Below are 23885 nucleotides of genomic sequence, written 5' to 3' on the forward strand. Positions count from 1 at the left end.
TCGGCAAGCCGCCAGGAGTTTTCTTTTTCACGGCGCCAACGCCGGTCGGGTTCTGGTCTTGCGCGGCACGGACGTGCCGCTGCTGGATTCCTGTGACAAGCACAGGAATGAGGGAGGGAGAGGAAGCCTGCTCAATCATCCGTCACGCTCCCAGCGGCCTGAGCAGGTCGCGGCTGATGATGTGGCGCTGGATCTCGGAGGTGCCGTCCCAGATGCGCTCGACGCGGGCGTCGCGCCAGAAGCGGGCGAGCGGCAGGTCGTCCATCAGCCCCATGCCGCCGAAGATCTGGATCGCCTCGTCGGTGACGCGGGCGAGCATCTCCGTGGCAAAGACCTTGGCCGAGGCGATCTCGCGGTTTGAAGGCAGGCCCTGGTCGAGGCGCCAGGCGGCCGACAGCGTCAAAAGGTCGGCAGCATCGATCTCGGTGATCATGTCGGCGAGCTTGAAGGAAACGCCCTGGTTGGCGCCGATCGGCTTGCCGAACTGCTTGCGCTCGGCGGCGTAGTTCAGCGCATAGTCGAAGGCCCGGCGGGCGCGGCCGACCGAGGTCGCCGCCACCGTCAGCCGCGTGGCGAACAGCCAGTCGTTGGCGACATCGAAGCCCTTGTGCACTTCGCCGAGGATCTGGGCGGAGGGCAGGCGGCAATCGTCGAAGGTCAGGATGCAGTTGTTGTAGCCGCGGTGGGAGACGGAACTGTAGCCCTTGCGGATCTCGAAGCCGGGCGTGCCGCGGTCGACGAGGAAACAGGTGATCTTCTTTTTTGGCCCGCGCGGCGTGTCCTCTTCACCCGTTGCGATGAAGACGATGACGAAATCGGCGATGTCGGCGTGGCTGATGAAATGCTTGGTGCCGTTGACGATCCAGTCGTCGCCATCCTTGCGGGCAAAGCACTTCATGCCGCGCACGTCGGAACCGGCATCCGGCTCGGTCATGGCGAGCGCGTCGAACTTGTCGCCCTTGACGGCCGGCAGCAGGTATTTTTCGCGCTGCTCGTCGTTGCAGGCCATCAGGATACCCGAGGGGCGGCCGAAGAATACCGTGAGGCCCATCGAGCCGCGGCCGAGTTCGCGCTCGACCAGCGTGAAGGACGTATGGTCGAGGCCGGCACCGCCGACCTCTTCGGGGAAATTGCAGCCGAAGAAACCGATGTCCTTGCACTTGCGGGCGATGTCCTGACCCAATTCGGGCGGCACGATGCCGGTGCGCTCGACCTCGTCCTCATACGGATAGATTTCGGTCTCGACGAAGCTGCGGACCGTGTCGACGATCATCTGCTGTTCTTCGGTCAGTGCGAAATTCATTGTTCTGTTCCCCTCGTTTTCGCGCCGCTGCCGTCCGTTCGCGGTCGGGCCGCCTCCTCAAGCGGGTATCGACTGCGGTTTGAAGGTCCGCCGCGGGTGCGGCGAACCTTGTGTTTTTCCTGCGTCGCCGCGCCTTGCTCAGGCGCGCTTCTGCCCGACGAACCGTCCGGCGCCTTCCGGTGCCGGCAGGCCCGAATGCGCCTCGGTGATCGCCTTCAGCTTGTCCAGGACCTTGGCTGGCGCTGCGACCGATTTGCCGGCCTTGCTGTCGACATGCAGCATCATCTGCTCGGCGGTCGCGACCGCTTCCTTCGTCTCGGCATTGTAGATCGTCGAGAAGAGATGCAGGCGTTTCTCGTCCGAGGACAGAAGCTGGCAGGTCGAATAGAGCGCGTCGCCGAGCTTGGCCTCGCCGAGATTGCGGATATGGGTCTCGACCGTATAGTAGCTGTGGCCGTCGCGGACATAGTCGAGGTCGACGCCGATCAGGCGCAAGAGGCCGTCCGAGGTGTCGCCGAACACCTGGAGATAGCGGTGTTCGGTCATGTGGCCGTTATAGTCGACCCAGGCGGCGCTGACCTTGGTGTCGAGAATGTGCAGCGGCTTGACGTCACCGAGATCGGCTTCAGGCTTCTTGGCATTGGCCCAGAGTTTCGCTTCGAAGTCGGCAAGCAGCTTGCCCGCACCCCAGCCTTCGCCGCCATTGCCCGATTTCAGCGCATGCATGATGCCGACGAGGTTTTCGTCGCGGATGCGCTCCAGTTCGCGGATCGAGCGGCCGGCGGCCTGCGCGTCCGACTGTGCACCGATCTTTTCGACCAGCGCATCGTCGAGATCGACGACGTCGGTGAACTTCGTCCACGGCCATTTCAGGCAGGGGCCGAACTGCGCGAGGAAGTGGCGCATGCCCGCTTCGCCGCCGGCGATGCGGTAGGTCTCGAACAGGCCCATCTGCGCCCAGCGCATGCCGAAGGAGTAGCGCATGACGTTGTCGAGCGTCTCGGTATCGCAGATGTCGTCCTGGATCAGCCACAGCGCCTCGCGCCACAGCGCTTCCAGCAGGCGGTCACCGACGAAGGCCTCGATCTCCTTGGCGATGACGACACCCTTCATGCCGATCTGCTCGACGCCCCGCATGGCGCGCTCGATCGTCGCCTTCGATGTCTTCTGGCCGCCGACGAGCTCGACCAGCGGCAGCAGGTAGACAGGGTTATACGGGTGGGCCACGAACATGCGCTCAGGATGCTTCATCTCGGCCTGCAGGTCGGACGGCAGCAAGCCCGAGGTGGAGGAGCCGATCAGCGCGTCGGGCCTTGCGGCCGCGTCGATCTCAGTGATCACGCCGCGCTTCAGCTCCAGCCGCTCAGGCACGCTTTCCTGAATCCAATCAGCGTCCTTGACCGTTTCCTCGATGCTCTTGCAGAAGGTGAGTTTTCCCTTCGGCGGCAGCGGCGCCATGGTCAGCATGGCATAGGCGCGCTCGGCATTGGCCATGACTTCGCCGATGATGCGCTCGGCTTCCGGATGCGGGTCGAAGATCTTCACGTCGATGCCGGCGAGCGCAAAGCGCGCGACCCAGGCGCCGCCAATGACGCCGCCGCCGACACAGGCTGCATTCTTGATTTCGGTCATTCCTTACCTCGACTTCTTGAATTGCAAACTGCCTCTCGCCCTAACCCTCTCCCTATCTGCGGGTCAGAGAGCTCAGTGCCTTCGGCTTGCGGCCTGTTCCCCGCCTAGCGGGGAGAAGGTGCCGGCAGGCGTATGAGCGGCGGTACCCTCACCGCGCGGATGAGGGGCCGCGGGGCGACGGACTCAGCGTTTCGTCAGCTTCAGCTTCTTGCGGACCTCATCCGGCCCGATGATCTTGGCGCCCATGCCCTCGATGAGGCCGACCGCCTTTTCGACGAGCCGGCCGTTGGTCGCGAGCTGGCCCTTGCCGATATAGAGGTTGTCCTCGAGGCCGACGCGAACGTTGCCGCCGGCAAGCACTGCCGCTGCCGGATAGGCCAGCGCGTTGCGGCCGATGGAGAAGGCCGAGAAGGTCCAGTTATCAGGCACGTTGTTGACCATGGCCATGAAAGTGTTGAGGTCGTCGGGCGCGCCCCACGGAATGCCCATGCAGAGCTGGATCAGCACCGGATCCTCGATCAGGCCTTCCTCGGCGAGTTGCTTGGCGAACCAGAGGTGGCCGGTGTCGAAGGCCTCGATTTCGGGACGCACGCCGAGCGCCGTCATCTGGCGGGCCATTTCGCGCAGCATCGACGGGGTGTTGGTCATGACATAGTCGCCGAGCGAGAAGTTCATGGTGCCGCAATCGAGCGTGCAGATTTCCGGCAGACAGTCGGCGACATGGGCGACGCGCTCGGTGGCGCCGGCCATGTCGGTGCCCTTCTCGTTGACCGGGAACGGGCTTTCGACGTTGCCGAAAACAAGGTCCCCGCCCATGCCGGCCGTCAGGTTGAGCACGACGTCGACATCGGCAGAGCGGATGCGGTCCGTCACTTCGCGGTAAAGGTCGAGCCTGCGGGCAGGCGCGCCGGTCTCCGGATCGCGGACGTGGCAATGGACCACGGCAGCCCCAGCCTTGGCCGCCTCGACCGCTGCTTCGGCGATCTGTTTCGGCGTGATTGGAACGTGACTGGACTTCGAAACGGTGTCTCCTGAGCCGGTGACGGCGCAGGTGATGAATACCTCGCGGTTCATGCTGAGCGGCATTGCTGTCTCCCTTTTATTGAGGCCATTACGAGCCAAGAAGGGCGGCGCTGCTTTTCATAATCGGTTCTATCTTGTACATTATCGGCAACGAGGCGGAGAAGTTTGCGAATGGAACAAAGCGTTTCGCAGGTGCAGCATGCCGATATCCTGGTGTTGCCGGAGACCAATCTGATCCTCGTTGCTTCGGTGATCGAGCCGATGCGCGCCGCCAACCGCATTGCCGGACGACCGCTCTACAACTGGACGCTCTACAGCCCCGACGGACAGCCGATCGAAACCAAGAGCGGCATCCCCATTCCGGTCGCAGGCCCTTTCCGGCCGCAGCGCGAAACGGCGCCGCTCTTCATCCTGTCGAGCTACAACTGGCAGAGGAGCGCGACTTCGCAGCTGAAGATGATGCTGTCGCAGACGGCGCGCCATCGCGAGATGATGGCAGGCATCGAATCCGGCTCCTGGCTTCTTGCTGAAACGAGCCTGCTCGACAATTCCAAGGCCACCACCCACTGGGAGGATTTCGAGGATTTTACCGCCACCTATCCGCAAGTGACGATGGTGCGCGAGCGGTTCGTCATCGACGGCAAGCGCATCACCACCGGCGGTTCGCTGCCGACGCTCGACCTGATGCTGGAACTGATCCGCCGGGCGCACGGCTATTCGCTGGCGCTCGAAGTGTCGCGACTGTTCATCTACGAGCAGGAGCGCACCCGCGGCGACCTGTTGCAGATGCCCGCGATCGGCAACATGCGCATCCTCGACCCCCGCGTCGGCGCCGCGGTCAAGCTGATGGAGGAAACGGTCGAGGCACCGCTGACGCTCGCGCGCCTCGCTCGCCGCATCGGTGTCAGTGCTCGGCACCTGCAGGACCTGTTTCGCGACACGATGGGGGTGGGGCCGCACGAACATTACCTTGCGCTGCGCCTCAACGCGGCGCGGCGCAAGGTGATCGAGACGCGCATGGAGTTCGCCGACATCGCCGCGATCTCCGGCTTCAATTCGTCATCGTCCTTCTCGCGCAGCTATCGCGCGCATTACCGCGAAAGCCCAAGCGAGACACGACGCCGGCTGAAGCTTGGCCATGGCGCCGAGGATCGCAGCCGCGGCTCGGAAAATGCGATCGGCAAGGCCGAGTCGACTAGACATGCCTAATTTGCGCGGCGAAACGCAGGTTTGGAGACGCTGGTTCAACAACCTCACGGGTTGATTCAACGGCGCGATATTGCCGAGTCGTTTCAGGACTTTGGCGGCGGATCGTGAGGAAGTGATTCCGCTGGTCTCGATCACACCGGCAGGGCCGTGGTTGCCTGCGGCCCCGTTTTCATCATGCCGATTATCAGGTCGCCGACCTCGCTCGAAAAAGCGCCGCGCGGCCAGACGAGCGTCAGCGACTGACGGTAGAGCGGCCCCAGCCGGATCATGGCGGGCGGACGCTGGACACGCGACAGTGAGGTTTCCGGCAGCATCGAGAGATAGCCGTGGTGGCTGACCAGGTTGATGATGACGGGGATGGAATCGACCTCGACAAGGGTCACGCGGCGGCGCTCAGGCTCCGTAAGGATGTCATCGAGAAAGCGCGTCACCTCCCGGCGCAAGCCGCTACGCGCGCTCGGCACGGCGATCGGGCAGGTGGCGAGCAGCCGCGGGAGATCTCCGCCCATTTCCGAAAGTGCTGGTGCCGGACCGGCAAGGACCAGTGCGGTCTCCGATACGAGCCGCCCGTCGAAGTCATTGGGAATATCGGCGATATCGAGCAGGGCGGCGTCGAAGCGCCGGCTCTTGAGGCCGGCCAGCAGTTCGTCGGCGGTGGTGCTGGAAATGAACAGCGATTGCCGCGGGCGGGAGCGATGCCAGGTGGCCGTCAGCGCCGCCAGCATGCGGGCAATCTCGCTTTCCGGCCCGAGCGGCATGACGGCGCCGAGGCGCCAGGTGGTGACGTCGCGGCGGAACCGGTCGGCCGAAGCGCGCGTTAGCCGCGTCCAGATGTCGAGCAGGCGCTCGACTTCAGGGATGATGCCGAGCGCGGCCGGTGTGCAGACGATGCCGCCGTGGGACCGCTCGAGCAGTCGGCGTTGCAGATGACGTTCGAGGTCGGCGATCTGCCGCGTCAGTTGCGGCTGGCCGAGGCCGAGGGTTCGGGCGGCCGCCCGGATGCTGCCGGCCCGGGCGATCCGGACGAAACGATCGAGCGCGACGAGGCCGACGGGCGGGACCGCGACGAGGCCGACGGGCGGGACCGCGACGAGGCCGACGGGCGGGACCGCGACGAGGCCGACGGGCGGGACCGCGGCGAGGCCGACGGGCGGGACCGCGGCAGGTGGATCCGCATTGGCGGTGGCGAGCAGCGACCGGATCGTGTCGCTTGCCTCGGCGACATCGACCTGGCGCGCGCGGGCCTCCAGGGTCAGAGCTACGAGGTTGCCATCGCGGCGGAAAAGCGGAATGGAAACGGCCTGTTCGAAGCGACGAACGGCGGCGCTGACGCTCGATGGCGCGCGGCCGCTCAAGGTGGCGGCGCGCCTGATGCCGCCTTCGCGCATGACGGCCTCGACGAGCAGGATCGTGGCGATATCCATTGCGTAAATTCTCCGTCTGCACCATCGCCGGAACTATGTTCAGCTTTAGGCATCGGCCGTTCCGGATTTGGGATATATCACGAGAGCGAACAAAACGCATAGCATGCTGATAGACGATCCCTCGTCCAACGGGGTGGATCGCATCAAGTCTTTGCATCCACGCATCGTTTCGGCGTCGAAGCGGATCGCGTGGTAAGGTTCATTCGGCATGCTGCAACAGGTCAAGTCCATCGTTCTCTGCGGGAAACCGCTCGACTTCGCGACGCTCGAGGAAATCGGCTCGGGTGTTGCGCGGCCGGTCGCGGACGAGGGTGGCATGGAGCGGGTCGCCGCTGCCCACAAGGTGATCGCCGATCGCATCGCACTCGGCCTGCCGGTCTACGGCTCCAACACCGGTGTCGGCTCGATGAAGGACCGGCTCTGGACAGCGGACGATCTGGCGGAATTCAACACCTCGCTGGTGCGCGCCCACCATTTCGGCACCGGCGAATTTTTTGCGGTGCCGATCGTGCGCAAGGCAATCGCCATCCGCTGTAACACCGCGATGCGCGGTCATACCGGCTGCAGCCCCGAGCTGATCAACGCCTTCCTCGCACTCATCGAGCACGACATTATTCCGGCGGTGCGCCGGCATGGCTCGATGGGCTGCGCCGATATCGGCCTGATGGGGCAGATCGCGGCCGTTTTGACCGGGGTCGGCGAAGCCTATCATCGCGGCCGCCTGGTGCCGGCCGAAACGGCGCTTGCCGATGCCGGATTGAAGCCCTTGGTGATGCGACCGCGCGACGCGCTTGCCGCTCTCAGCGTCAATGCGATTGCCTATTCGGCGGCCGCCGACGTGCTGCGCGAGGCGGCCGCGGCCATCCGCGTGCTGCTGGTGACCGGCGTGATGTCGTCGCAGGCGCTTGGCGCCTCGGCCGATCCGTGGCGGGTGGCGGCGACGCTGTCGACGCGCGGCGACGCGCTGGTCGGCTCCTGGCTCTACGGCCAGTCCGGCGTTGGCGACTGGCCCTTGCCGACCGCGATCCACGATCCCCTGAGCCTGCGCATGACTGCCCAGGTGTTCGGCGCCGTCGTCGATACGCTGCTGGTTGCCGCCGGCCGGTTGGTCGAGGCGACCTATCTCTCCGACGACAATCCTGTTGTGCTCGGCGGCCAGGTGCATGCGTCGGGCGCTTCGCTGCCGCTGACGACGACGCTCTATGTCGAGACGGCGCAGATCGCGTTTTCGCATGTGGCGCGCAACGTGCTCAACCGTTGCATCCTGTTGTCGAATGGCGGGCGCCGCAACCTGCCGGTCAATCTGGTGGCGCCGGGCGAAGTGGCCACCGGCCTCGGCCCGCTGATGAAGCTTGCCGTCGAACTCTACATGCGTGTGCAGTCGATGGCGGTGCCGCTTTCGGCCCAGTCCATCGTCGTTGCCGGCGGGCTGGAGGAGGAGGCGACCTTCCTGCCTTTGATCGTCGAGCGCATGGAAACGCAGGTCCGCGATCTCAGGCAGCTGGCGGCGATCGAGGCGATCCTGTCGTCGCAGGCGATCGATCTCGTCGGTGATGCACCGCACGGGATCGTCAAGCTTGCGCATCAGCGCACCCGTTCGATCAGCCCGATGTATGTCAAGGACCGGCCGCTTTCGAAGGAGATCGAGGCGCTGCAGGACGCGTTCACCTGCCATGACCTGCTGCGCACCTTCGTTACGATGGCGCCGATGCCGGAGTTCGACGACTTCTTTGCGCTGAGCAAGTGATCCAAGATTGATCCAACAAGACTGATCCAATGGGGAGAACACGATGTCCGATTTCGATCTTGTCCTGAAAGGCACCGTTGTTCTCCCGCACAGGATCGTCGATGGCGGGCATGTGGCGGTGCGCGACGGCAAGGTCGTGCATGTCGGGCAGGGAGCAGCACCATCCGCCCGTGAACGCCACGATCTCGGAAACGCAATGATCCTTCCCGGCGCCATCGACGCCCAGGTGCATTCGCTGTCGCAGAAGAACCAGGAGGATTTCGTCTGGTCGACCCGCTCGGCCGCAGCCGGCGGTGTGACTGTTATCGTCGACATGCCCTATGACGAGGGCAATCTCGTCTGCTCGGCCGAAGCGGTCGGACGCAAGGTCGCGCATGCGAGCCCGCAGGCGCGCGTTGATTTCGCGCTCTATGGCACAGTCGATCCCGAGGAGGGACCGGCCCGCATCCTCGAAATGGTCGAAGCCGGGGTCGCTGCCTTCAAGTTCTCCACGTTCGGCACCGACCCCAAGCGCTTTCCGCGCATTCCCGCAGCGCTGCTCGAGGATTGCTTTCGGGCGATTGCGCCGACAGGGTTGACGGCAGGAGCGCACAACGAGGACGACGAGGCGGTGCGCGGCGCAATCGAAAGGGTCAAGGCCGCGGGGATCACCGACTATCGCGCCCATGGCCTTTCCCGCCCGCCGCTCACCGAGCTGCTGGCAACCAACCAGATCTACGAGACGGGTGCTTCGACCGGATGCCCGGCGCATGTGGTTCATTGTTCGCTCGGGCGCGGCTACGAGATCGCCGCCGCCTATCGGCGCCAAGGCCATGCGGCGACGATCGAGTGCTGCATCCACTATCTGACGCTCGACGAGGAGAACGACGTTCGACGCCTCGGCGGCAAAGCCAAGATCAATCCGCCGATCCGCCCGCGCGCCGAGGTGGAAAAGCTCTGGCGGCATGTGGCCGACGGCACGGTGACGATGGTCTCGACCGACCATGTTAGCTGGTCGGAGGATCGCAAGACCAACCCTGACATGCTGGCCAATGCCTCGGGTGTGCCCGGCCTGGAAGTGATGGTGCCGCTGTTCGTCAAGGGCGCTCTTGAACGCGGCATCCCGCTGACGCGGGCGGCCGAGCTGATGACGCTGAACCCGGCGCGGCACTTCCGGCTCGACCATCAAAAGGGTGCGCTGGAGACCGGCAAGGACGCTGACATCATCGTCATGACGCCCGAGCCCTATACTTACGATGCGGCCGAAAGCGGCAATAATGTCGTCGGCTGGTCGCCCTATAACGGCATCAAGCTCCCCTGGCGGGTGTCGGCGACCTATCTGCGCGGAGCGCTTGCCTTTGATGGGCGCGCCGTCGTTTCCAAGCCCGGCACCGGCGCCTTCGTTCGCCCGCTTCAGACTTTGCCGTTGCAGGAGGCCCGATGAGCACGAGCGTCAAGACCAATCTGCCGGTGGACGCAAGCCGGATCGCCGGCATCGTCAACGGCCTTGCAGGGATCACCGAGCCGGACCGGCCGTATACCAGGCGCGCCTTCACACCGCTGTTCCTCGAAGGCCGTGCGTTCCTCGATCGCCGCTTCCGGGCGGCGGGGCTCGAAACCCGGATCGATGCGGCCGGTAATCTCATCGGCCGGCGCAAGGGGCGGACGTCGGCGCTGGGCACGCTGATGCTCGGCTCCCATTCCGACACGGTGCCGGAGGGGGGGCGCTTCGACGGTATCGCCGGGGTCGCCGCCGCACTTGAAGTGGCGCGCGCGCTTTCGGACGCCGGCGTCGAACTCGATCACGACCTGGAGATCGTCGACTTCCTGGCCGAGGAAGTGTCGATCTTCGGCGTTTCCTGCGTCGGCAGCCGCGGCATGGCCGGCATCCTGCCCGATGGTTGGCTGAGCCGGGTGCAGGGCGAATTGAGCCTGCGGCAGGGCATCGTCGAGGTCGGCGGCGACCCGTCGCGGCTGTTAGCGCTTAAGCGATCCGACATCAAGGCCTTTCTCGAGCTGCATATTGAGCAGGGGCCGGTACTGGAGACGGGGCGGCTCGATATCGGCGTCGTTACCGCCATCTCGGGCATCACCCGCATCGAGATCATCGTCGAAGGGCAGGCGGACCATGCCGGTACGACGCCGATGGGCCACCGGCGCGACGCGCTGGTTGCAGCCTCCCGGCTGGTGCTGGAGATCGAGAAGCTGGCGACGGAATTTTCCAAGGGCGAGGGGCATTTCACGGCGACCGTCGGCGAGTTCTCGATCGAGCCGAATGCGGCCAATGTCGTGCCGTCGCGGGTGCGTCTGCTGATCGATGCGCGCGCTGAGTTGCGGCCGCAGATGGAACGATTCCTCGCCGAACTTCAGCCGCTGTGCCAGGGCATTGCCGACGATGCAGGTGTGACGATCGCGCCTGCGAATGTGATTTCCGACAACCACCCGACGCCCGGCGACCCGCTTCTGCTGTCGACGCTGGAGGAAAGCTGCGACGCGATCGGCGCCACGCACCGGCGCATGGCATCGGGTGCCGGTCACGACACCGCCTGGATGGGCCGCATCACCCGCTCGGCGATGATCTTCATCCCGTGCCTCGGCGGGCGCTCGCATGCCCCTGAAGAATGGGCCGAAAATGACGATATCGCGCTTGGCGCCGCCGCTCTCTTCGAGGCGGTGAAGAGGCTCGACAAGAAATTGCAGGAGAAGCTGTAGATGGGCCGGATACTGAAGGAAAAGGACGTCGAAGCGGCTGTCAAGGGCGGCTCGGTTTATGCGGCCGGCGGCGGCGGCTGGGCTGATCACGGCCGCATGCTCGGCTATGCCGCGGTCTCGATCGGCAAGCCGGAGCTGGTGTCGGTCGACGAGCTTGAGGCCGACGACTGGGTGGCGACGGCAGCCGCCATCGGCGCGCCGGCCTCGACCACCCCCTGGGAAATGCGCGGCATCGACTACGTCAAGGCGGTGCAACTGCTGCAGGAAGCGCTCGGCGAGAAGCTCTCGGGCCTGATCATCGGCCAGAACGGCAAGTCCTCGACGCTCAATGGCTGGTTGCCGTCGGCGATCCTTGGCACCAAGGTGGTCGATGCGGTCGGCGACATCCGGGCGCACCCGACCGGCGACATGGGCTCGATCGGCCTTGCCGGCTCGCCCGAGCAGATGATCCAGACGGCCGTCGGGGGAAATCGCGAGGAGAACCGCTATATCGAGCTGGTGGTCCGCGGCGCCACCGCCAAGGCCTCGCCGATCCTGCGCACCGCCTCCGACATGTCCGGCGGCTTCATCGCCTCGTGCCGAAATCCGGTGCGCGCATCCTACGTCAGGGACAATGCGGCGCTCGGCGGCATCTCGCTGGCGCTGGCACTCGGAGAGGCGATCATCGCCGCCGAAGCCAAGGGCGGCAGCGCCATCATCGACGCGATCGTCAAGACGACCAATGGCGCGCTGCTTGCCGAAGGCGTGATCACCGACAAGTCGGTGGTCTACACCAAGGAGGCTTTCGATATCGGCACGGTAACGCTGGGGAAGGGCGCTGACTCAACGGTATTGCACGTGATGAACGAATACATGGCGGTTGACTCTGCGGAAGGCGAAAGGCTCGCCACCTTCCCCGACGTCATCACCACGCTGTCGCCGGAGGGCGAACCCTTGAGCGTCGGCCAGTTGCAAGTCGGCATGAAGATCTTCGTTCTGCATGTGCCGAAGACGGTGATCCCGCTCGCCTCGAGCGTGCTCGACCCGACGGTCTACCCCTCGGTGGAAAAGGCGATGGGCATAGAACTCGCCCGCTACGCGCTCGCTGGGCGGTAACGACGGGAGAGAGGTTATGGGGCGCGATGCGGGACTTGAGGAACTGATCGAGGACGAGCTCGCCGGTCGGCCGGGACTGTCGGAGAAGGCGATGTTCGGCGGCTGGGCGTTTCTGCTCAACGGCAATCTGCTCTGCGGCGCGCGCGAAGGATCGATGCTGGTGCGGCTCGGCAAGGACAATGACGGCTGGGCGCTGGCACTGCCTGGCATCGAGCTGATGACGATGAACGGCCGCGCGAGGCATGGCTGGGTGCGGGCCGGAGCAGAGGCCTATGGCGACGACGGCTTGCGCAAGCGGCTCATCGATGCGGCGCTCGCTTTCGTCGAAACGCTGCCGCCGAAGTGAGTGGTGAGGTAGTCTTGCCCCTCACCCTAACCCTCTCCCCGCTTGCGGGGAGAGGGGACGCCTTGGCGACCCAGGGCGGCCAGCCGTGGCCGTCCCTCTCGCCGAGAATGGGAGAGGTCACGAGTGTGATGAGATGTGGCGCCGGCGGCATGCAGGGAGCCATTCACTCCCCCAACCTGTGGGCGGGGAACATAGCCGCTTTGCACGCGACGTTGGCGGCAAGCTCTGAGGAATCCCCTCTCCCCGCAAGCGGGGAGAGGGCCAGGGTGAGGGGCAGCTAGCTTCCGCCGACACAACAACAAGGAACGAGACGATGCCCAAGGCCAATCCCCGTCATCCTGGCTTCCCCATCCCCGGTGGGCCGGTGCTGCGTGCCAAGGGCTGGCGGCAGGAGGCCCTGCTGCGGCTTTTGGAAAACGTGCTTTCCGTCGGCGAGGACCCGGACAATCTCATCGTCTACGCAGCACTCGGTAAGGCCGCCCGCAACTGGCCGGCGCACCGCGCGATCGTCAAGACGCTGATCGAGATGGACGAGGATCAGACGCTGATCATCCAGTCGGGCAAGCCCGTGGGTCTGTTGAAGACCCACGCCAAGGCGCCGCTCGTCATCATGGCCAATTGCAACATCGTCGGCCAATGGGCCAAGGCCGAAGTCTTCTACGAGCTCCAGCGCAAGGGCCTGATCTGCTGGGGTGGGCTGACGGCCGGCGCCTGGCAATATATCGGCAGCCAGGGGGTGATCCAGGGCACCTACGAGATCTTCATGCGCATTGCCGAGCGGCGGTTCGGCGGCGACCTTTCCGGCCGCTTCGTGCTGACGGCCGGTCTCGGCGGCATGGGCGGGGCGCAGCCGCTTGCCGGCCGGATGGCGGGTGCGGCGATCCTCTGCGTCGACATCGACGCGGAGCGGGCGAAGAAGCGCCAGGAGATCGGCTATCTCCAGGAGATCGCGCCGGATCTGGATACTGCACTTTCGATGATCAACGCAGCGGTCAAGGACAAGCGGGCGCTCTCCGTCGGCCTCGTCGGCAATGCGGCCGAGATCTATCCGGAAATCGCCCGGCGCGGCATCGTGCCCGATGTGGTGACCGACCAGACCTCGGCGCACGACCTCGTCTACGGCTATGTGCCGAAGGGCATGAGCCTCGACCAGGTAAAATCGCTGCGCGAAGACGGCCAGGGGCAGCTGATGGCCGCGAGCCGCGCCTCGATCGTCGAGCATGTGACGGCGATGCTCGACTTCCAGAGACAAGGCGCGGAAGTCTTCGACAACGGCAACCTCATCCGCACCCAGGCGCGCGAGGGCGGCGTTGCCAATGCCTTCGACATCCCGATCTTCACCGAGGCCTATCTGCGACCGCTCTTTGCCCGCGCCATCGGTCCCTTCCGCTGGATGGCGCTATCAGGCGAGGAAAGCGACATCGCCCGCATCGACGACCTGCTGCTCGAAATGTTCCCGGACAACAAGATCGTCACCAACTGGATCAAGCTCGCGCGCGAACACATCCCGTTCGAGGGCTTGCCGGCCCGCATCGCCTGGCTCGGCCACGGCGAGCGCACGGCGCTGGCCCGCCGCGTCAACGAACTGGTGGCATCCGGCGAACTGAAAGGCCCAGTCGCCTTTTCGCGCGACCACCTCGATGCCGGCGCCATGGCGCATCCCAACATCATGACCGAGCGGATGAAGGACGGATCGGACGCCATCGCCGACTGGCCGCTGCTGGACGCCATGCTGCTCTGCTCATCGATGGCCGACCTCGTCGTCGTGCATTCCGGCGGCGGCGGCTATGCCGGCTATATGACGAGCTGTGGCGTGACGGTGGTTGCCGACGGCACGCAAGCTGCCGACGAAAGGCTCGACCACGCGCTCACCAACGACACATCGCTCGGCGTCATCCGCTACGCCGATGCCGGCTATGACGAGAGTTTCGAAGAGATCGCCGCCAAGGGCATCGGACATATCAGGATTGAGGGCGCCTGATGACATCTGGGGGGACAGTTCAGCAAATCATGATCAGGGAAAAGGGGAAGTTGATGTTTGGAAAAGTTCTGGTGGCGCTCGCCGCCGTATCGCTTGCGGCCATTCCGGCGCTGGCGGAAGATGCGCCGCTGAAGTCGGCCATCGACAGCACGTTTGCACCGCACGCCATGCCGAAGGTATCGGGCGGCCTCGAAGGCTTCAACATCGATGTGGTCGACGAGATCTCCAAGCGCATCAAGCGGCCGATCAACGTCGAAGGCGCGCAGTTCGCCGGCCTGATCCCGGCACTGCAGGCGGGGACCTACGACTTCCTGACAGCAGTCGTCACGGTCACGCCGGAGCGGGCGCAGCAGATGCTGTTCATGGAAGGCTTCGTCGATGCCGACTACCGCTTCCTGACGCTTGCCGACGCACCTGAAATCAAGAGCCTCGACGATCTCAAGGGCAAGACGATCGCGGTGCAGAAGGGCTCGGTCTACGAGAAGTGGATCAATGAACAGGCGGCAACGATGGGCTGGACGCCGCAATCCTTCGCAACCAGCACCGATGCCGTGCAGGCCGTGTTGACAGGCCGGGCCGACGCCACCGTCTCCGCCGCGACCGTGATCGCCTGGGTGGTCAAGAACAATCCACGGCTGAAAAATGCCTTCCTCTACGAAACCGATCTCGTCTGGTCGATGCCGCTCAGGAACGACAGCACCGAGCTGCGCAAGACGCTGGAAGATGCGATCGAGTGCATGAAGCAGGACGGCACGCTGACGAAGTTTTACGTCAAGTGGTTCGAGGTCGAGCCGAAGGCGGGTTCGGCAACGACGACGATCTATCCAGGCTACGGCGCTCCGGGTACGCCAGGTTATGACGCGACGCCGCACGAGCTGAGTTGCAACTCGTGAGGGATGAAGGCGGAGCGAAGACGCCTCTGCTTGAGGCACGCCAGATACGCAAGAACTACGGCGCGAATGAAGTGCTCAAGGGGGTCGACCTTCTGGTCGCTCCCCGAGAGCTGGTTTTCCTCATCGGGCCGTCTGGCTCGGGAAAGAGCACGCTTCTGCGCTGCTGCAACCGCCTGGAGGAGCCGACCGGCGGCACGTTGCATATGGACGGCGTCGACGTCCTGTCACCCCGGACGGACATCAACCTGATGCGGCGCCAGATCGGCATGGTGTTCCAGAGCTTCAATCTCTATCCGCACCTGACGGCTTTGAAGAATGTCACCCTGGCGTTGCGCAAGGTGATGAAGATGTCGCGGGCGGGGGCCGAGGCGAGGGCGATGCAGAACCTGGAGCTGGTCGGCCTTGCCGACAAGGCGCACGCCTATCCGTCGCAACTCTCGGGCGGACAGCAGCAGCGCGTGGCGATCGCCCGCTCGCTGGCGCTCGAGCCGAAGATCATGCTGATGGACGAGCCGACCTCGGCGCTCGACCCGGAACTGGTGGACAGCGTGCTCTCCGTCGTCAAGGCGTTGCGCGACCGCGGCATGACGATGGTGATCGCCAGCCACGAGATGAACTTCGCCCGGGATGCCGCCGACCGCGTCGTCTTCCTCGACGGCGGCGTCATCGTCGAAGAGGGCAGTGCCGCGGCGATCTTCGGCAATGCGCAGCACGAGCGCACCCGGCGTTTCCTGCGCCAGATCCGGCATTGAGGTGATCCCGTGAGCAATTGGGACCGCTTCGTCTTCACCTTCCTCAACGCGGATATCGCCCGGCAATATTGGCAGGACATTCTCGGCGGCCTCGGCATCACTATTCTCGCCGGTATCGCCGTCGTCGTCACCGGCATTGCTGTCGGGCTGCTGCTTGCGGCGATCCGAACCGCGGGCATCCGGCCTATCAATGTCCTGATCCGCATCTATGTCGATATCTTCCGCGCCTTGCCGCCGCTAGCCATCATTCTCGTCACCTTCTTCGGGCTGCCGAATATCGGCATCCTGCTGCCGAGCTTCGTCGTGCTCTGGCTGTCGCTCGGTGCCGTGCTTGCGGCTTTCTCCGAAGAGGTCTTCTGGGCGGGCATCACCTCCGTCAACAAGGGGCAATGGGCAGCGGCGCGCTCCACCGGACTTTCGGCCACTCAGACGCTGGTCCATGTGATCTTCCCACAGGCGATCCGGCTTGCCATTCCGCCGCTCACCAACCGGACGATCTCGATCACCAAGAACCTGGCGCTCGGCAGCGCCATCGGCGTCAACGAAATCCTCGGGCGGGCGAACTCGGCGCTCGCCTTTTCCGCCAACGCCACGCCGTTGACCATCGGCGCCTTCCTCTATGTCATTCTCTTCGTTCCGCTCGTGGTCGGATCGCGGGCGCTCGAACGTCGTTACCAGTGGGGCGGTCACTGATGCAGAACCTCGTAAACGAGTTCTTCAATATCGAGATCATGCTGCGCGTCCTGCCGATGATCCTTGCCGGCTGTCTGCAGACGCTGCTGCTCTGCCTCTTGCTTATCCCGATCGGGCTTGTCGGCGGCATCGGCGCGATGCTGCTGGCAACCTCGCCTTATCGGCTCGTCCGATGGCCGGCGATCGCGCTCATCGATTTCTTCCGGTCCTTCCCCCCGCTGGTCCTTTTGATCTTCGTCTATTCCGGCCTGCCGTTCCTCGGGCTGCAGATCCCGGCGCTGCTCGCCGTCTGCATCGCCTTCCTCCTGAATTCGTCGAGCTATTATGGCGAGATCTACCGTGCAGGGGTGAAGAGCGTGCCTGCCGGCCAGCGCGAGGCAGCGCGCTCGACCGGGCTCAACGCGGCGCAGAGCTGGATTTACGTGGTCCTGCCGCAGGCGGTGCGCAACGTGCTGCCCGATCTCTTGTCGAACACGGTGGAACTGGTGAAGCTGACGACGCTTGCAAGCGTGATCTCGGTGCCGGAACTTCTGCATTCGGCCGACCTGGCGCGCTCGCTCACCTACAACACATCGCCGCTGATCCTGGCGTCTGCCACCTATCTCGTGGTTCTCTGGCCGATCGTCTTTGCGATCAGCCGGCTCGAACACAAGCTTTGAATGCCCTGGCGTCGGGGCTGGTCCCCGGCGCTAGACGACGGTCTCGCCGCCATCGACCACCAGGATCTGGCCGGTCATATAGGACGAACGGTCAGACACCAGGAACAGGATCGACTCGGCGATTTCGTCGACGCTTGCCCAGCGGCCGAGCGGCACCTTTTCGCGGATATAGGCCTCGATCGCGCCGCGGCCGCCCATCTGGGCGATGAAGGGCTCGTTGAAGGGGGTGTCGACCCAGCCGGGGCAGAGCGCGTTGACGCGGATGCCGTGGCGGGCGTAATCGCCGGCCATCTGCTTGGTCATGGCGATAACAGCGTGCTTGGTCGTGGTGTAGGCGATCATCTCGCGGTCGTAGAGCACGCCTGATGACGACGAGGTGTTGACGATGACGCCGCGGCCGGCGGCCTTCATCGACGGCATGACCAGGCGCGCGGCCATGAAATGGGCGCGCACGTTGAGGCTCCACGAGCGGTCGAAGCCGGAGACCTCGACTTCTTCAAGATCGCCGGCAATCTGCGCGCCGGCGTGATTGTGCAGGATATCGATGCGGCCGTGGCGATAGAGGATATCGGCGATGCCGTCGGCAAGCGCTGCGTCGTCGGTGACGTCGAGAGTAACGGCCTCGGCCTTGCCGCCCATGGCACGGATAGTGTCGACGGTGAGGCTGCCCGCCTCGGGGCTGCGGTCGACGACGACGACATGCGCGCCCTCGCGCGCCATGATGGCAGCGCCCGCCTGACCGATCCCGGAGCCCGCTCCGGTCACGATCGCGACCCGGTCTTTCAGGATCATCTGTTCACTCCCCGGATTTCGGTTTTTTATCCCGCATCAGGATGCGGGCGGTCAGGATCAGAAGCAGCGAGGCGACGAGCACCAGCGTCGCGATCGCGTTGATTTCCGGCGTCACGCCGCGGCGGATCGAGGCGAAGACGTAGATCGGCAGCGTCGTCTTCGAGCCGGCGACGAAGAAGGCGATGATGAAATCGTCGAAGGAGAAGGTGAAGGCCAGCAGGAAGCCTGCAAGGATCGACGGCAGGATCTGCGGCAGCACGATCAGCCGGAAGGTGGTGAGCGGCGTCGCATAGAGATCGCTGGAGGCCTCGACGATATCACGCCCGAGGCTGGCGATGCGCGCCTTCACGATCATGGTGACGAGCGCCATCGAGAACAGGCCGTGGGCGGCGATGATCGAGCCATAGCCGAGCCCGAGCTGCGGCGGCTGGTCGCCCGGCCAGATCGCCGAAAGCGCCGGGTTGACGAAGGAGAAGACTGCAACGAGCGCCACAAGCGTGGCAATGCCGATGACGACGCCGGGAACGACGATGGCCGCAGCAAAGAGCGCATCGAAAATCGCCCGGTTGCGCGGCGCGAGCCGCTCCATGCCAAGCGCGGCCATCGTGCCGAAGATCGCGGCAAGCGTCGCGCTGGTAAAGGCGATCATCAGGCTGTTCTGCAGCGCCGAGACCAGGAAGGTATTGCCGAGCGCCTTGCCGTACCAGGCGGTCGAAAAGCCGGTGAACTCGCTGGCGCTGCGCCCGGCATTGAACGAGAACAAGACGACCAGCGCGATCGGCGCGTAGAGGAAGAGATAGACCGAGGAGATGAAGGCGCGCATCAGACGAGATCCACCTGTCTTGTGCCGGCGACCCTGAAGGCGATGCGCATCGCCACCATCAGGATCACTACGACCACGGCCACCAGCGTCACGGCGATCGCCGAGCCGAAGGGCCAGTTTCGCGATTGCAGGAAGAGATCGACCAGCGCATTGCCGATGAAGAACACCTTGCCGCCGCCGAGCAGCTGCGGGATGAGGTACTCGCCGAGCAGAAGGATGGTGACGAGCGCGACGCCGGTCATCACGCCCGGCAGCGACAAGGGCAGGGTGACGCCGAAGAAGGTCGAGACCGGTCTCGCGCCGAGATCGGCCGAGGCTTCGAGCAGGCGGCGATCGAGCTTTTCGAGGCTGACATAGATCGGCATGATCATCAGCGGCAGGTAGCCATAGACGATGCCAAGCAGCACGGCGCCGGGAGTATTCAACAGGCGCACATCCTCAAGACCGATCATCGACAACAGATTGGGAATGCCGCGCGAGCCGAGAATGTACATCCAGGCATAGGTGCGCACGAGCAGGCTCGTCCAGAAGGGCACGACCACCAGCGATACGAGGATCAGGCGGTAGCGTGGGTCCGCCTTGACGGCGAGATAATAGGCGACGGGATAGGCGACCAGCAGGCAGAGCAGCGCGCCAACCGGCGCCAGCACCATCGTGTTCCAGAAGGCGGCGGCCCGCGTCGGCAGCCTTGCAAACTGGGCGAAGGTGAACGCCGCCTGATAGCCGCCCTCCGGCGCACGCTCGCCGAAGGCGAAGACCAGCATGGCGATGAACGGCAGCACGAGAAAGATCATCAGCCATGCCGCCGCCGGCGCCACCAACGCTGCCGTCACCAGGTTTCTCTTCGTGTTCGTTGCCGCGGGCATGAGAATGGGTCCGTTAAGTTTCAGTAGCATTTGACCCCTCACCACGCGGTGAGGGAAGCGCCCCTCATCCGGCCTGCCGGCCACCTTCTCCCCGCAGGCGGGGCGAAGGGGACTCGTGGCACCGGCCTTGCTTCCTCTTGCCCGACTGTCGGGAGATGGGAGCGGGAGCTTGCTGCTTGTCCCTTCTCCCCGTCAAGACGGGAAGAAGGTGCCGGCAGGCGGATGAGGGGCGCTCCCTCACCGCAGGGATGAGGGCAGTCACATGGCAGTCTCGATCAAGCCGACTTGAACCGCGCCATCAGCTCGGCGCGGCCCGGATCGGTCAGCGTCACCGCGGCGCCGAATTCGAGCGGCGTCAGCGAGGCGTCGTCGGGATAGACGATCTTGTTGCCGGTAACGTCGGCCGGCAGCAGCTTCAGGACGCGGCTGTCGGTGGTCGGTGCGCCGTTGGCGATGTGCTCCTTGACGGCATTTTCCGGCGACATCAGATAGTTGAGCAGGGCGTAGCCCGCCGCCTTGTTGGCGGCGCTCTTCGGGATCGCGTAGAAGTCCGACCAGATTTCGCCGCCGTCCTTGCCGAGCACGAACTGGATTTCCGGCATATCGCGGTTGAGCTGCGCGCCGTCATTGGTCCAGCACATGGTCATCCAGGCATCGGTGGCGCGCATCGACGGCTGATAGTCGCTGTTGATGGCGTAGAGATGCGGCTTGACTTTGATCAGCAGTTCCTCGGCCTTGGCGAGTTCGTCCGGCTTGGTCGAATTGAAGGAGTAGCCGAGCGAGACGAGCGCATTGCCGATGGTGGTCAGCTGGTAGTCGTGGACCATGGCGCGGCCGTCGGCCTCGGTCATGGCGACCTCGAAGAAGTCCTTCCAGCTGGTGACCGGCGTCTTGATCTTGGTGGAGTTGAGCGCAATGCCCGTGGTGCCCCAGTTTTTTGGCACGGCATAGGTCTTGCCGTCGACGACACCCTCGTTGGTGAAACGTGCCGTCTCGGTCGAGGCGTCGTAATTCGGCAGCTTGGAGAGATCGAGTTCGTCGATCAGCCCGAGCTTCACATAGGTGGAGATGGTGTAGTTGGTGGGCACGAACAGGTCCCAGCCGGTGCCGCCGGCCTGGAGCTTGGCGAGCATCTCCTCGTTCGAGCCGAAGACGTTGACCTCGACGGCAACGCCGGTTGCGGCCTGGAACGCCTCGAAGGTGGCGGGGTCATGATAGTTCGGCCAGGTGGCGATCGACATCTGGCTGCCGAGGTCCTGGGCAAACGCCGTCGAATTGAACAGGCCGGGCTGGCGCGCCAGCACCGCCGTCGCAAGGCCAAGGCCGGTGACGCCGAGGAAGTGGCGGCGGGTGACCGAGCCGCGCTTCAGGCGCATCAGCTCGTCGGCCAGCTGCTCGGCGGTGATCGGGGCATTTTCTCTGTACCATTTGGTCATCACGCTGTTCCCTTTATCGTTGACGTTCATGCAAGGCAGCAGGGGGCGGCCGGGTCAGGCCGGAAAGATAGTTCAGGCCGGAAAGACGTGGAGCGCATTCGGATCGAAGGCGAGGCCGACCTTGTCGCCGGGCTCGACGAGATCGCTGTCCCCGAGCGCCCGTCGGTCGGCGGTGACGAGAAAGTCACCGAGGCCGTCGACATCGACGGAATACTCGACTAAGGATCCGAGGAAGATGCGATGCGTGACGGTGCCGGAGAGGGCGGCGGTGCCGGCCGCGCCGTTGCGTTTCAGGCTGATTGCCTCAGGGCGCAGCGCGACCATGGCCGAGCCGGCGCTCGGCGTCGTGGTGACGGGGGCGGCAACGCGCGTGCCATCGGCGAAAACGATCGAGGCGCCGCCGGTGTCGACGGTTGCCGCGATCCGGTTGGTCTTGCCGACGAAATCGGCGACGAACAGGCTTGCCGGGCGATCGTAGATTTCCTGCGGCGGCCCGACCTGGACGATACGGCCAGCGTTCATGACGCAGACGAAATCGCTCATCGACAGCGCTTCCTCCTGGTCGTGGGTGACGAGCACGAAGGTGATGCCGAGTTCGCGCTGCAGCGTCTGCAGCTCGATCTGCATGGCGGTGCGCAGCTTCTTGTCGAGTGCCGCCAACGGCTCGTCGAGCAGAAGCACTTTCGGCTTGTTGACGATGGCGCGGGCAAGCGCCACGCGCTGTTGCTGGCCGCCGGACATCTCGTGGATGCGGCGCTTGCCGAAGCCGCCGAGCCGGACCATCTCCAGCGCCTCCTGGGCGCGGCGCGAAATCTCGGCGCCTGATATGCGCGGCCGCATCTGCTTGAGGCCGTAGGAAACGTTCTGCTCGACGTCGAGATGCGGAAACAGCGCATAGTGCTGGAACACCATATTGACCGGGCGCCGATAGGCGGCAACGCCGTTCATCGCCTCGCCGTTGATATAGACAGTGCCTTCGCTCGGCTGCTCGAAGCCGCCGATCATGCGCAGGCAGGTGGTCTTGCCGCAGCCGGAAGGCCCGAGCAGCGCCATGAAGGCGCCCCGGGGCACCGCGAAGTTGATGTCCGAAACGGCGGTCACGCTGCCATAGCGTTTGGCGACCGAACGGAACTCGATGTCGTTCGTCGAAGCGGATGTCACGTCTGTTCCCTGCGGTTGTTGTCGGATGCCACCAAGGCTCTGATGCCCTCGCGTTCCACCGTCATTGACAGGCAGCCTAGTCAAAGCGCCCGGTGCCGGTATATACCCCGAGAGAGGTATTTCAACGCGAATTGGCTTGTGGGAGGAGTATACCCCGGAACAGGGCCGGATCGGCGGGAGAGCGGTTTGGGCATCGATCTCGAGGGATTATTTCAGGTGTTGGCGCCCATGGTCGATGGCGCGGCCATGGAAGACGAGGCTGTGGGCTCGGCCTATCGGCAACTGATGTCGACGCTGATGACTTTCGACTATGTCGTGGTGTTCGCCTATCGCGGCAAGGAACGCCCGCTCGATCTCTACAGCACCTTCAACGCCAAGGATCACGTTCTGTTCGTCAGTCTCTATCAGGCTGGCCCTTATCTGCTCGATCCGTTCTACCATGCGGCCTGCGAGGGCAAGCCGGGCGTCTGGCGCATGCGCGAGCGGGCGCCGGACCGGTTCTTCTCCAGCGAATACTACCGGACCTATTACGTGCAGACCGGGCTTGCGGAGGAGGTCGGCTTCTTCGTGCCGATCAGCGGTGAGATCACCGTCGTCCTGTCGCTGATGCGGCGCGAGGCGACGGGACCGTTCAGCGCTGCGGAATTCGCACTGTTGAAGAAGGTCGAGCCGCTGGTCTCGGCGCTGGTGCGCCACCACTGGGCCGATCTCGGGCGCCGGTTCGACGCGGCGCTGGCGAAGACCGGACGTAGCCGGAGAAAGTCGGTGCATCCGCCAGCTGACGGCGTCTGGCAGCATCTCAATCTGACCGAACGCGAATCCTCGATCATCGAACTGGTGCTGCAGGGGCATTCATCGGAATCGATCGGCCTCAAGCTTGGAATTTCGACAGGCACGGTCAAAGTCCACCGCCGCAACGTCTACCGCAAGCTCGGCATCTCCTCGCAGACGCAGCTTCTTTCCCTCTATCTGCGCAATCTCGGCCAGTAAGGGCTGAGCCGCAAGCCGGCGTTTTGGTCGGTCAGCGTGTCGGCGAGCCGCTGATAATGCCTTGTTTGAGGTGCAGTGCATCCCACTCCCACTCTCCCTCATCCTGGCCCTTGTGGCGGGGATCCAGCGGCCCGGGGTCTGCCGGGTCAAAGGTCCTTTCAGCCCAAAGACTTGGGCTGACTGGATTCCTGTGACGGGCACAGGAATGAGGAGGATTTGGCTTTTGTTCGTTTCCTCAGCGGCCGGCCCGCTCGTGACAGCAGTTTAACCGGCATTCCTATTGTCGATACGGATTGGTGCCGCTTTCGCCGACGACCGATGCATTCAAGCCTTCGCTACGGTTTGTGCCGTTCCGGCCCGTGGGGGGCA

General features: G+C 64.6%; 21 protein-coding genes. 12 read left to right on the forward strand and 9 right to left on the reverse strand.

Going from position 1 to position 23885, the window contains the following annotated elements:
• Positions 1 to 142 precede the first annotated feature (142 nt).
• From ABIE33_RS11465 to ABIE33_RS11475, 3 genes are all read right to left on the reverse strand, one after another.
• Positions 143 to 1303 carry an acyl-CoA dehydrogenase family protein gene (locus ABIE33_RS11465; RefSeq protein ID WP_429124880.1) on the reverse strand — a complete coding sequence of 387 codons (1161 nt, stop codon included), beginning with the start codon at positions 1301 to 1303 and terminating at the stop codon, positions 143 to 145.
• Between the two features lie 138 nt (positions 1304 to 1441).
• Entirely contained in the window at positions 1442 to 2935 is a 1494-nt protein-coding gene (locus ABIE33_RS11470) for a carnitine 3-dehydrogenase (RefSeq protein ID WP_429124882.1), read from the reverse strand.
• Positions 2936 to 3118: 183 nt separating this feature from the next.
• Positions 3119 to 4021, reverse strand: a complete 903-nt coding sequence (locus ABIE33_RS11475; RefSeq protein WP_429124884.1) for a 3-keto-5-aminohexanoate cleavage protein — start codon at positions 4019 to 4021, stop codon at positions 3119 to 3121.
• Between the two features lie 108 nt (positions 4022 to 4129).
• On the opposite strand from ABIE33_RS11475, the gene ABIE33_RS11480 reads away from it, so the two are divergent.
• Positions 4130 to 5167 carry a GlxA family transcriptional regulator gene (locus ABIE33_RS11480; RefSeq protein WP_429124886.1) on the forward strand — a complete coding sequence of 346 codons (1038 nt, stop codon included), beginning with the start codon at positions 4130 to 4132 and terminating at the stop codon, positions 5165 to 5167.
• Positions 5168 to 5298: 131 nt separating this feature from the next.
• Here the strand turns inward: ABIE33_RS11480 and ABIE33_RS11485 are convergent, their stop codons facing one another.
• Positions 5299 to 6591 (reverse strand): LysR family transcriptional regulator, encoded by a 1293-nt coding sequence (locus ABIE33_RS11485; protein WP_429124888.1) that lies wholly within the window; start codon positions 6589 to 6591, stop codon positions 5299 to 5301.
• Positions 6592 to 6799: 208 nt separating this feature from the next.
• Between ABIE33_RS11485 and ABIE33_RS11490 the strand changes: the two genes are divergently transcribed.
• From ABIE33_RS11490 to ABIE33_RS11535, 10 genes are all read left to right on the forward strand, one after another.
• Positions 6800 to 8338: an aromatic amino acid lyase gene (locus tag ABIE33_RS11490; RefSeq protein ID WP_429124890.1), complete on the forward strand. Its 1539-nt coding sequence runs from the start codon at positions 6800 to 6802 to the stop codon at positions 8336 to 8338.
• Between the two features lie 43 nt (positions 8339 to 8381).
• Entirely contained in the window at positions 8382 to 9761 is a 1380-nt protein-coding gene (locus ABIE33_RS11495; protein ID WP_429124892.1) for a dihydroorotase, read from the forward strand.
• A complete protein-coding gene (locus ABIE33_RS11500) occupies positions 9758 to 11029 on the forward strand; it encodes a Zn-dependent hydrolase (protein WP_429124893.1) in 1272 nt (423 codons plus the stop codon). The genes ABIE33_RS11495 and ABIE33_RS11500 overlap by 4 nt, the downstream gene beginning before the upstream one ends.
• Positions 11030 to 12124, forward strand: a complete 1095-nt coding sequence (locus tag ABIE33_RS11505; RefSeq protein ID WP_429124895.1) for a DUF917 domain-containing protein — start codon at positions 11030 to 11032, stop codon at positions 12122 to 12124.
• Between the two features lie 16 nt (positions 12125 to 12140).
• Positions 12141 to 12470 carry a TfoX/Sxy family protein gene (locus ABIE33_RS11510; protein ID WP_429124897.1) on the forward strand — a complete coding sequence of 110 codons (330 nt, stop codon included), beginning with the start codon at positions 12141 to 12143 and terminating at the stop codon, positions 12468 to 12470.
• Positions 12471 to 12783: 313 nt separating this feature from the next.
• On the forward strand, positions 12784 to 14451 hold the full coding sequence (locus tag ABIE33_RS11515; RefSeq protein WP_429124899.1) for a urocanate hydratase: 1668 nt from the start codon (positions 12784 to 12786) through the stop codon (positions 14449 to 14451).
• A 53-nt stretch (positions 14452 to 14504) separates the two neighbouring features.
• Positions 14505 to 15344 carry a transporter substrate-binding domain-containing protein gene (locus ABIE33_RS11520; RefSeq protein ID WP_429124901.1) on the forward strand — a complete coding sequence of 280 codons (840 nt, stop codon included), beginning with the start codon at positions 14505 to 14507 and terminating at the stop codon, positions 15342 to 15344.
• Positions 15341 to 16096: an amino acid ABC transporter ATP-binding protein gene (locus tag ABIE33_RS11525; protein ID WP_429124903.1), complete on the forward strand. Its 756-nt coding sequence runs from the start codon at positions 15341 to 15343 to the stop codon at positions 16094 to 16096. Before ABIE33_RS11520 ends, ABIE33_RS11525 begins: the two co-directional genes overlap by 4 nt.
• A gap of 9 nt (positions 16097 to 16105) precedes the next feature.
• Positions 16106 to 16789, forward strand: a complete 684-nt coding sequence (locus ABIE33_RS11530; RefSeq protein ID WP_429124905.1) for an amino acid ABC transporter permease — start codon at positions 16106 to 16108, stop codon at positions 16787 to 16789.
• On the forward strand, positions 16789 to 17448 hold the full coding sequence (locus ABIE33_RS11535) for an amino acid ABC transporter permease (RefSeq protein ID WP_429124906.1): 660 nt from the start codon (positions 16789 to 16791) through the stop codon (positions 17446 to 17448). The genes ABIE33_RS11530 and ABIE33_RS11535 overlap by 1 nt, the downstream gene beginning before the upstream one ends.
• 30 nt (positions 17449 to 17478) lie before the next feature.
• On the opposite strand, the gene ABIE33_RS11540 is transcribed toward ABIE33_RS11535, so the two are convergent.
• From ABIE33_RS11540 to ABIE33_RS11560, 5 genes are all read right to left on the reverse strand, one after another.
• Positions 17479 to 18240 carry an SDR family NAD(P)-dependent oxidoreductase gene (locus tag ABIE33_RS11540; protein WP_429124908.1) on the reverse strand — a complete coding sequence of 254 codons (762 nt, stop codon included), beginning with the start codon at positions 18238 to 18240 and terminating at the stop codon, positions 17479 to 17481.
• 4 nt (positions 18241 to 18244) lie between these two features.
• Positions 18245 to 19063 (reverse strand): ABC transporter permease, encoded by an 819-nt coding sequence (locus ABIE33_RS11545; RefSeq protein WP_429124910.1) that lies wholly within the window; start codon positions 19061 to 19063, stop codon positions 18245 to 18247.
• Positions 19063 to 19929 carry an ABC transporter permease gene (locus ABIE33_RS11550; protein WP_025427797.1) on the reverse strand — a complete coding sequence of 289 codons (867 nt, stop codon included), beginning with the start codon at positions 19927 to 19929 and terminating at the stop codon, positions 19063 to 19065. Before ABIE33_RS11550 ends, ABIE33_RS11545 begins: the two co-directional genes overlap by 1 nt.
• A 275-nt stretch (positions 19930 to 20204) precedes the next feature.
• The gene (locus ABIE33_RS11555; RefSeq protein WP_429124912.1) at positions 20205 to 21365 is read right to left on the reverse strand and encodes a polyamine ABC transporter substrate-binding protein; all 1161 of its coding nucleotides are present in this window, start codon (positions 21363 to 21365) and stop codon (positions 20205 to 20207) included.
• A gap of 72 nt (positions 21366 to 21437) precedes the next feature.
• Positions 21438 to 22526 carry an ABC transporter ATP-binding protein gene (locus tag ABIE33_RS11560; protein ID WP_429124914.1) on the reverse strand — a complete coding sequence of 363 codons (1089 nt, stop codon included), beginning with the start codon at positions 22524 to 22526 and terminating at the stop codon, positions 21438 to 21440.
• 186 nt (positions 22527 to 22712) lie between these two features.
• Here ABIE33_RS11560 and ABIE33_RS11565 point away from each other — a divergent pair, with 186 nt between their 5' ends.
• Positions 22713 to 23516 (forward strand): helix-turn-helix transcriptional regulator, encoded by an 804-nt coding sequence (locus tag ABIE33_RS11565; protein WP_429124916.1) that lies wholly within the window; start codon positions 22713 to 22715, stop codon positions 23514 to 23516.
• Positions 23517 to 23885: the final 369 nt, after the last annotated feature.

It is taken from the genome of Ensifer sp. 4252, from assembly GCF_050434565.1.
Taxonomy (GTDB): domain Bacteria; phylum Pseudomonadota; class Alphaproteobacteria; order Rhizobiales; family Rhizobiaceae; genus Ensifer.

What these genes read in the sequence shown, in the direction of transcription:
- ABIE33_RS11465 (WP_429124880.1), bottom strand. Translation starts at nt 1,303, where the DNA reads ATGAATTTCGCACTGACCGAAGAACAGCAGATGATCGTCGACACGGTC.
- ABIE33_RS11470 (WP_429124882.1), bottom strand. Translation starts at nt 2,935, where the DNA reads ATGACCGAAATCAAGAATGCAGCCTGTGTCGGCGGCGGCGTCATTGGC.
- ABIE33_RS11475 (WP_429124884.1), bottom strand. Translation starts at nt 4,021, where the DNA reads ATGCCGCTCAGCATGAACCGCGAGGTATTCATCACCTGCGCCGTCACC.
- ABIE33_RS11480 (WP_429124886.1), top strand. Translation starts at nt 4,130, where the DNA reads ATGGAACAAAGCGTTTCGCAGGTGCAGCATGCCGATATCCTGGTGTTG.
- ABIE33_RS11485 (WP_429124888.1), bottom strand. Translation starts at nt 6,591, where the DNA reads ATGGATATCGCCACGATCCTGCTCGTCGAGGCCGTCATGCGCGAAGGC.
- ABIE33_RS11490 (WP_429124890.1), top strand. Translation starts at nt 6,800, where the DNA reads ATGCTGCAACAGGTCAAGTCCATCGTTCTCTGCGGGAAACCGCTCGAC.
- ABIE33_RS11495 (WP_429124892.1), top strand. Translation starts at nt 8,382, where the DNA reads ATGTCCGATTTCGATCTTGTCCTGAAAGGCACCGTTGTTCTCCCGCAC.
- ABIE33_RS11500 (WP_429124893.1), top strand. Translation starts at nt 9,758, where the DNA reads ATGAGCACGAGCGTCAAGACCAATCTGCCGGTGGACGCAAGCCGGATC.
- ABIE33_RS11505 (WP_429124895.1), top strand. Translation starts at nt 11,030, where the DNA reads ATGGGCCGGATACTGAAGGAAAAGGACGTCGAAGCGGCTGTCAAGGGC.
- ABIE33_RS11510 (WP_429124897.1), top strand. Translation starts at nt 12,141, where the DNA reads ATGGGGCGCGATGCGGGACTTGAGGAACTGATCGAGGACGAGCTCGCC.
- ABIE33_RS11515 (WP_429124899.1), top strand. Translation starts at nt 12,784, where the DNA reads ATGCCCAAGGCCAATCCCCGTCATCCTGGCTTCCCCATCCCCGGTGGG.
- ABIE33_RS11520 (WP_429124901.1), top strand. Translation starts at nt 14,505, where the DNA reads ATGTTTGGAAAAGTTCTGGTGGCGCTCGCCGCCGTATCGCTTGCGGCC.
- ABIE33_RS11535 (WP_429124906.1), top strand. Translation starts at nt 16,789, where the DNA reads ATGCAGAACCTCGTAAACGAGTTCTTCAATATCGAGATCATGCTGCGC.
- ABIE33_RS11540 (WP_429124908.1), bottom strand. Translation starts at nt 18,240, where the DNA reads ATGATCCTGAAAGACCGGGTCGCGATCGTGACCGGAGCGGGCTCCGGG.
- ABIE33_RS11545 (WP_429124910.1), bottom strand. Translation starts at nt 19,063, where the DNA reads ATGCGCGCCTTCATCTCCTCGGTCTATCTCTTCCTCTACGCGCCGATC.
- ABIE33_RS11550 (WP_025427797.1), bottom strand. Translation starts at nt 19,929, where the DNA reads ATGCCCGCGGCAACGAACACGAAGAGAAACCTGGTGACGGCAGCGTTG.
- ABIE33_RS11555 (WP_429124912.1), bottom strand. Translation starts at nt 21,365, where the DNA reads ATGACCAAATGGTACAGAGAAAATGCCCCGATCACCGCCGAGCAGCTG.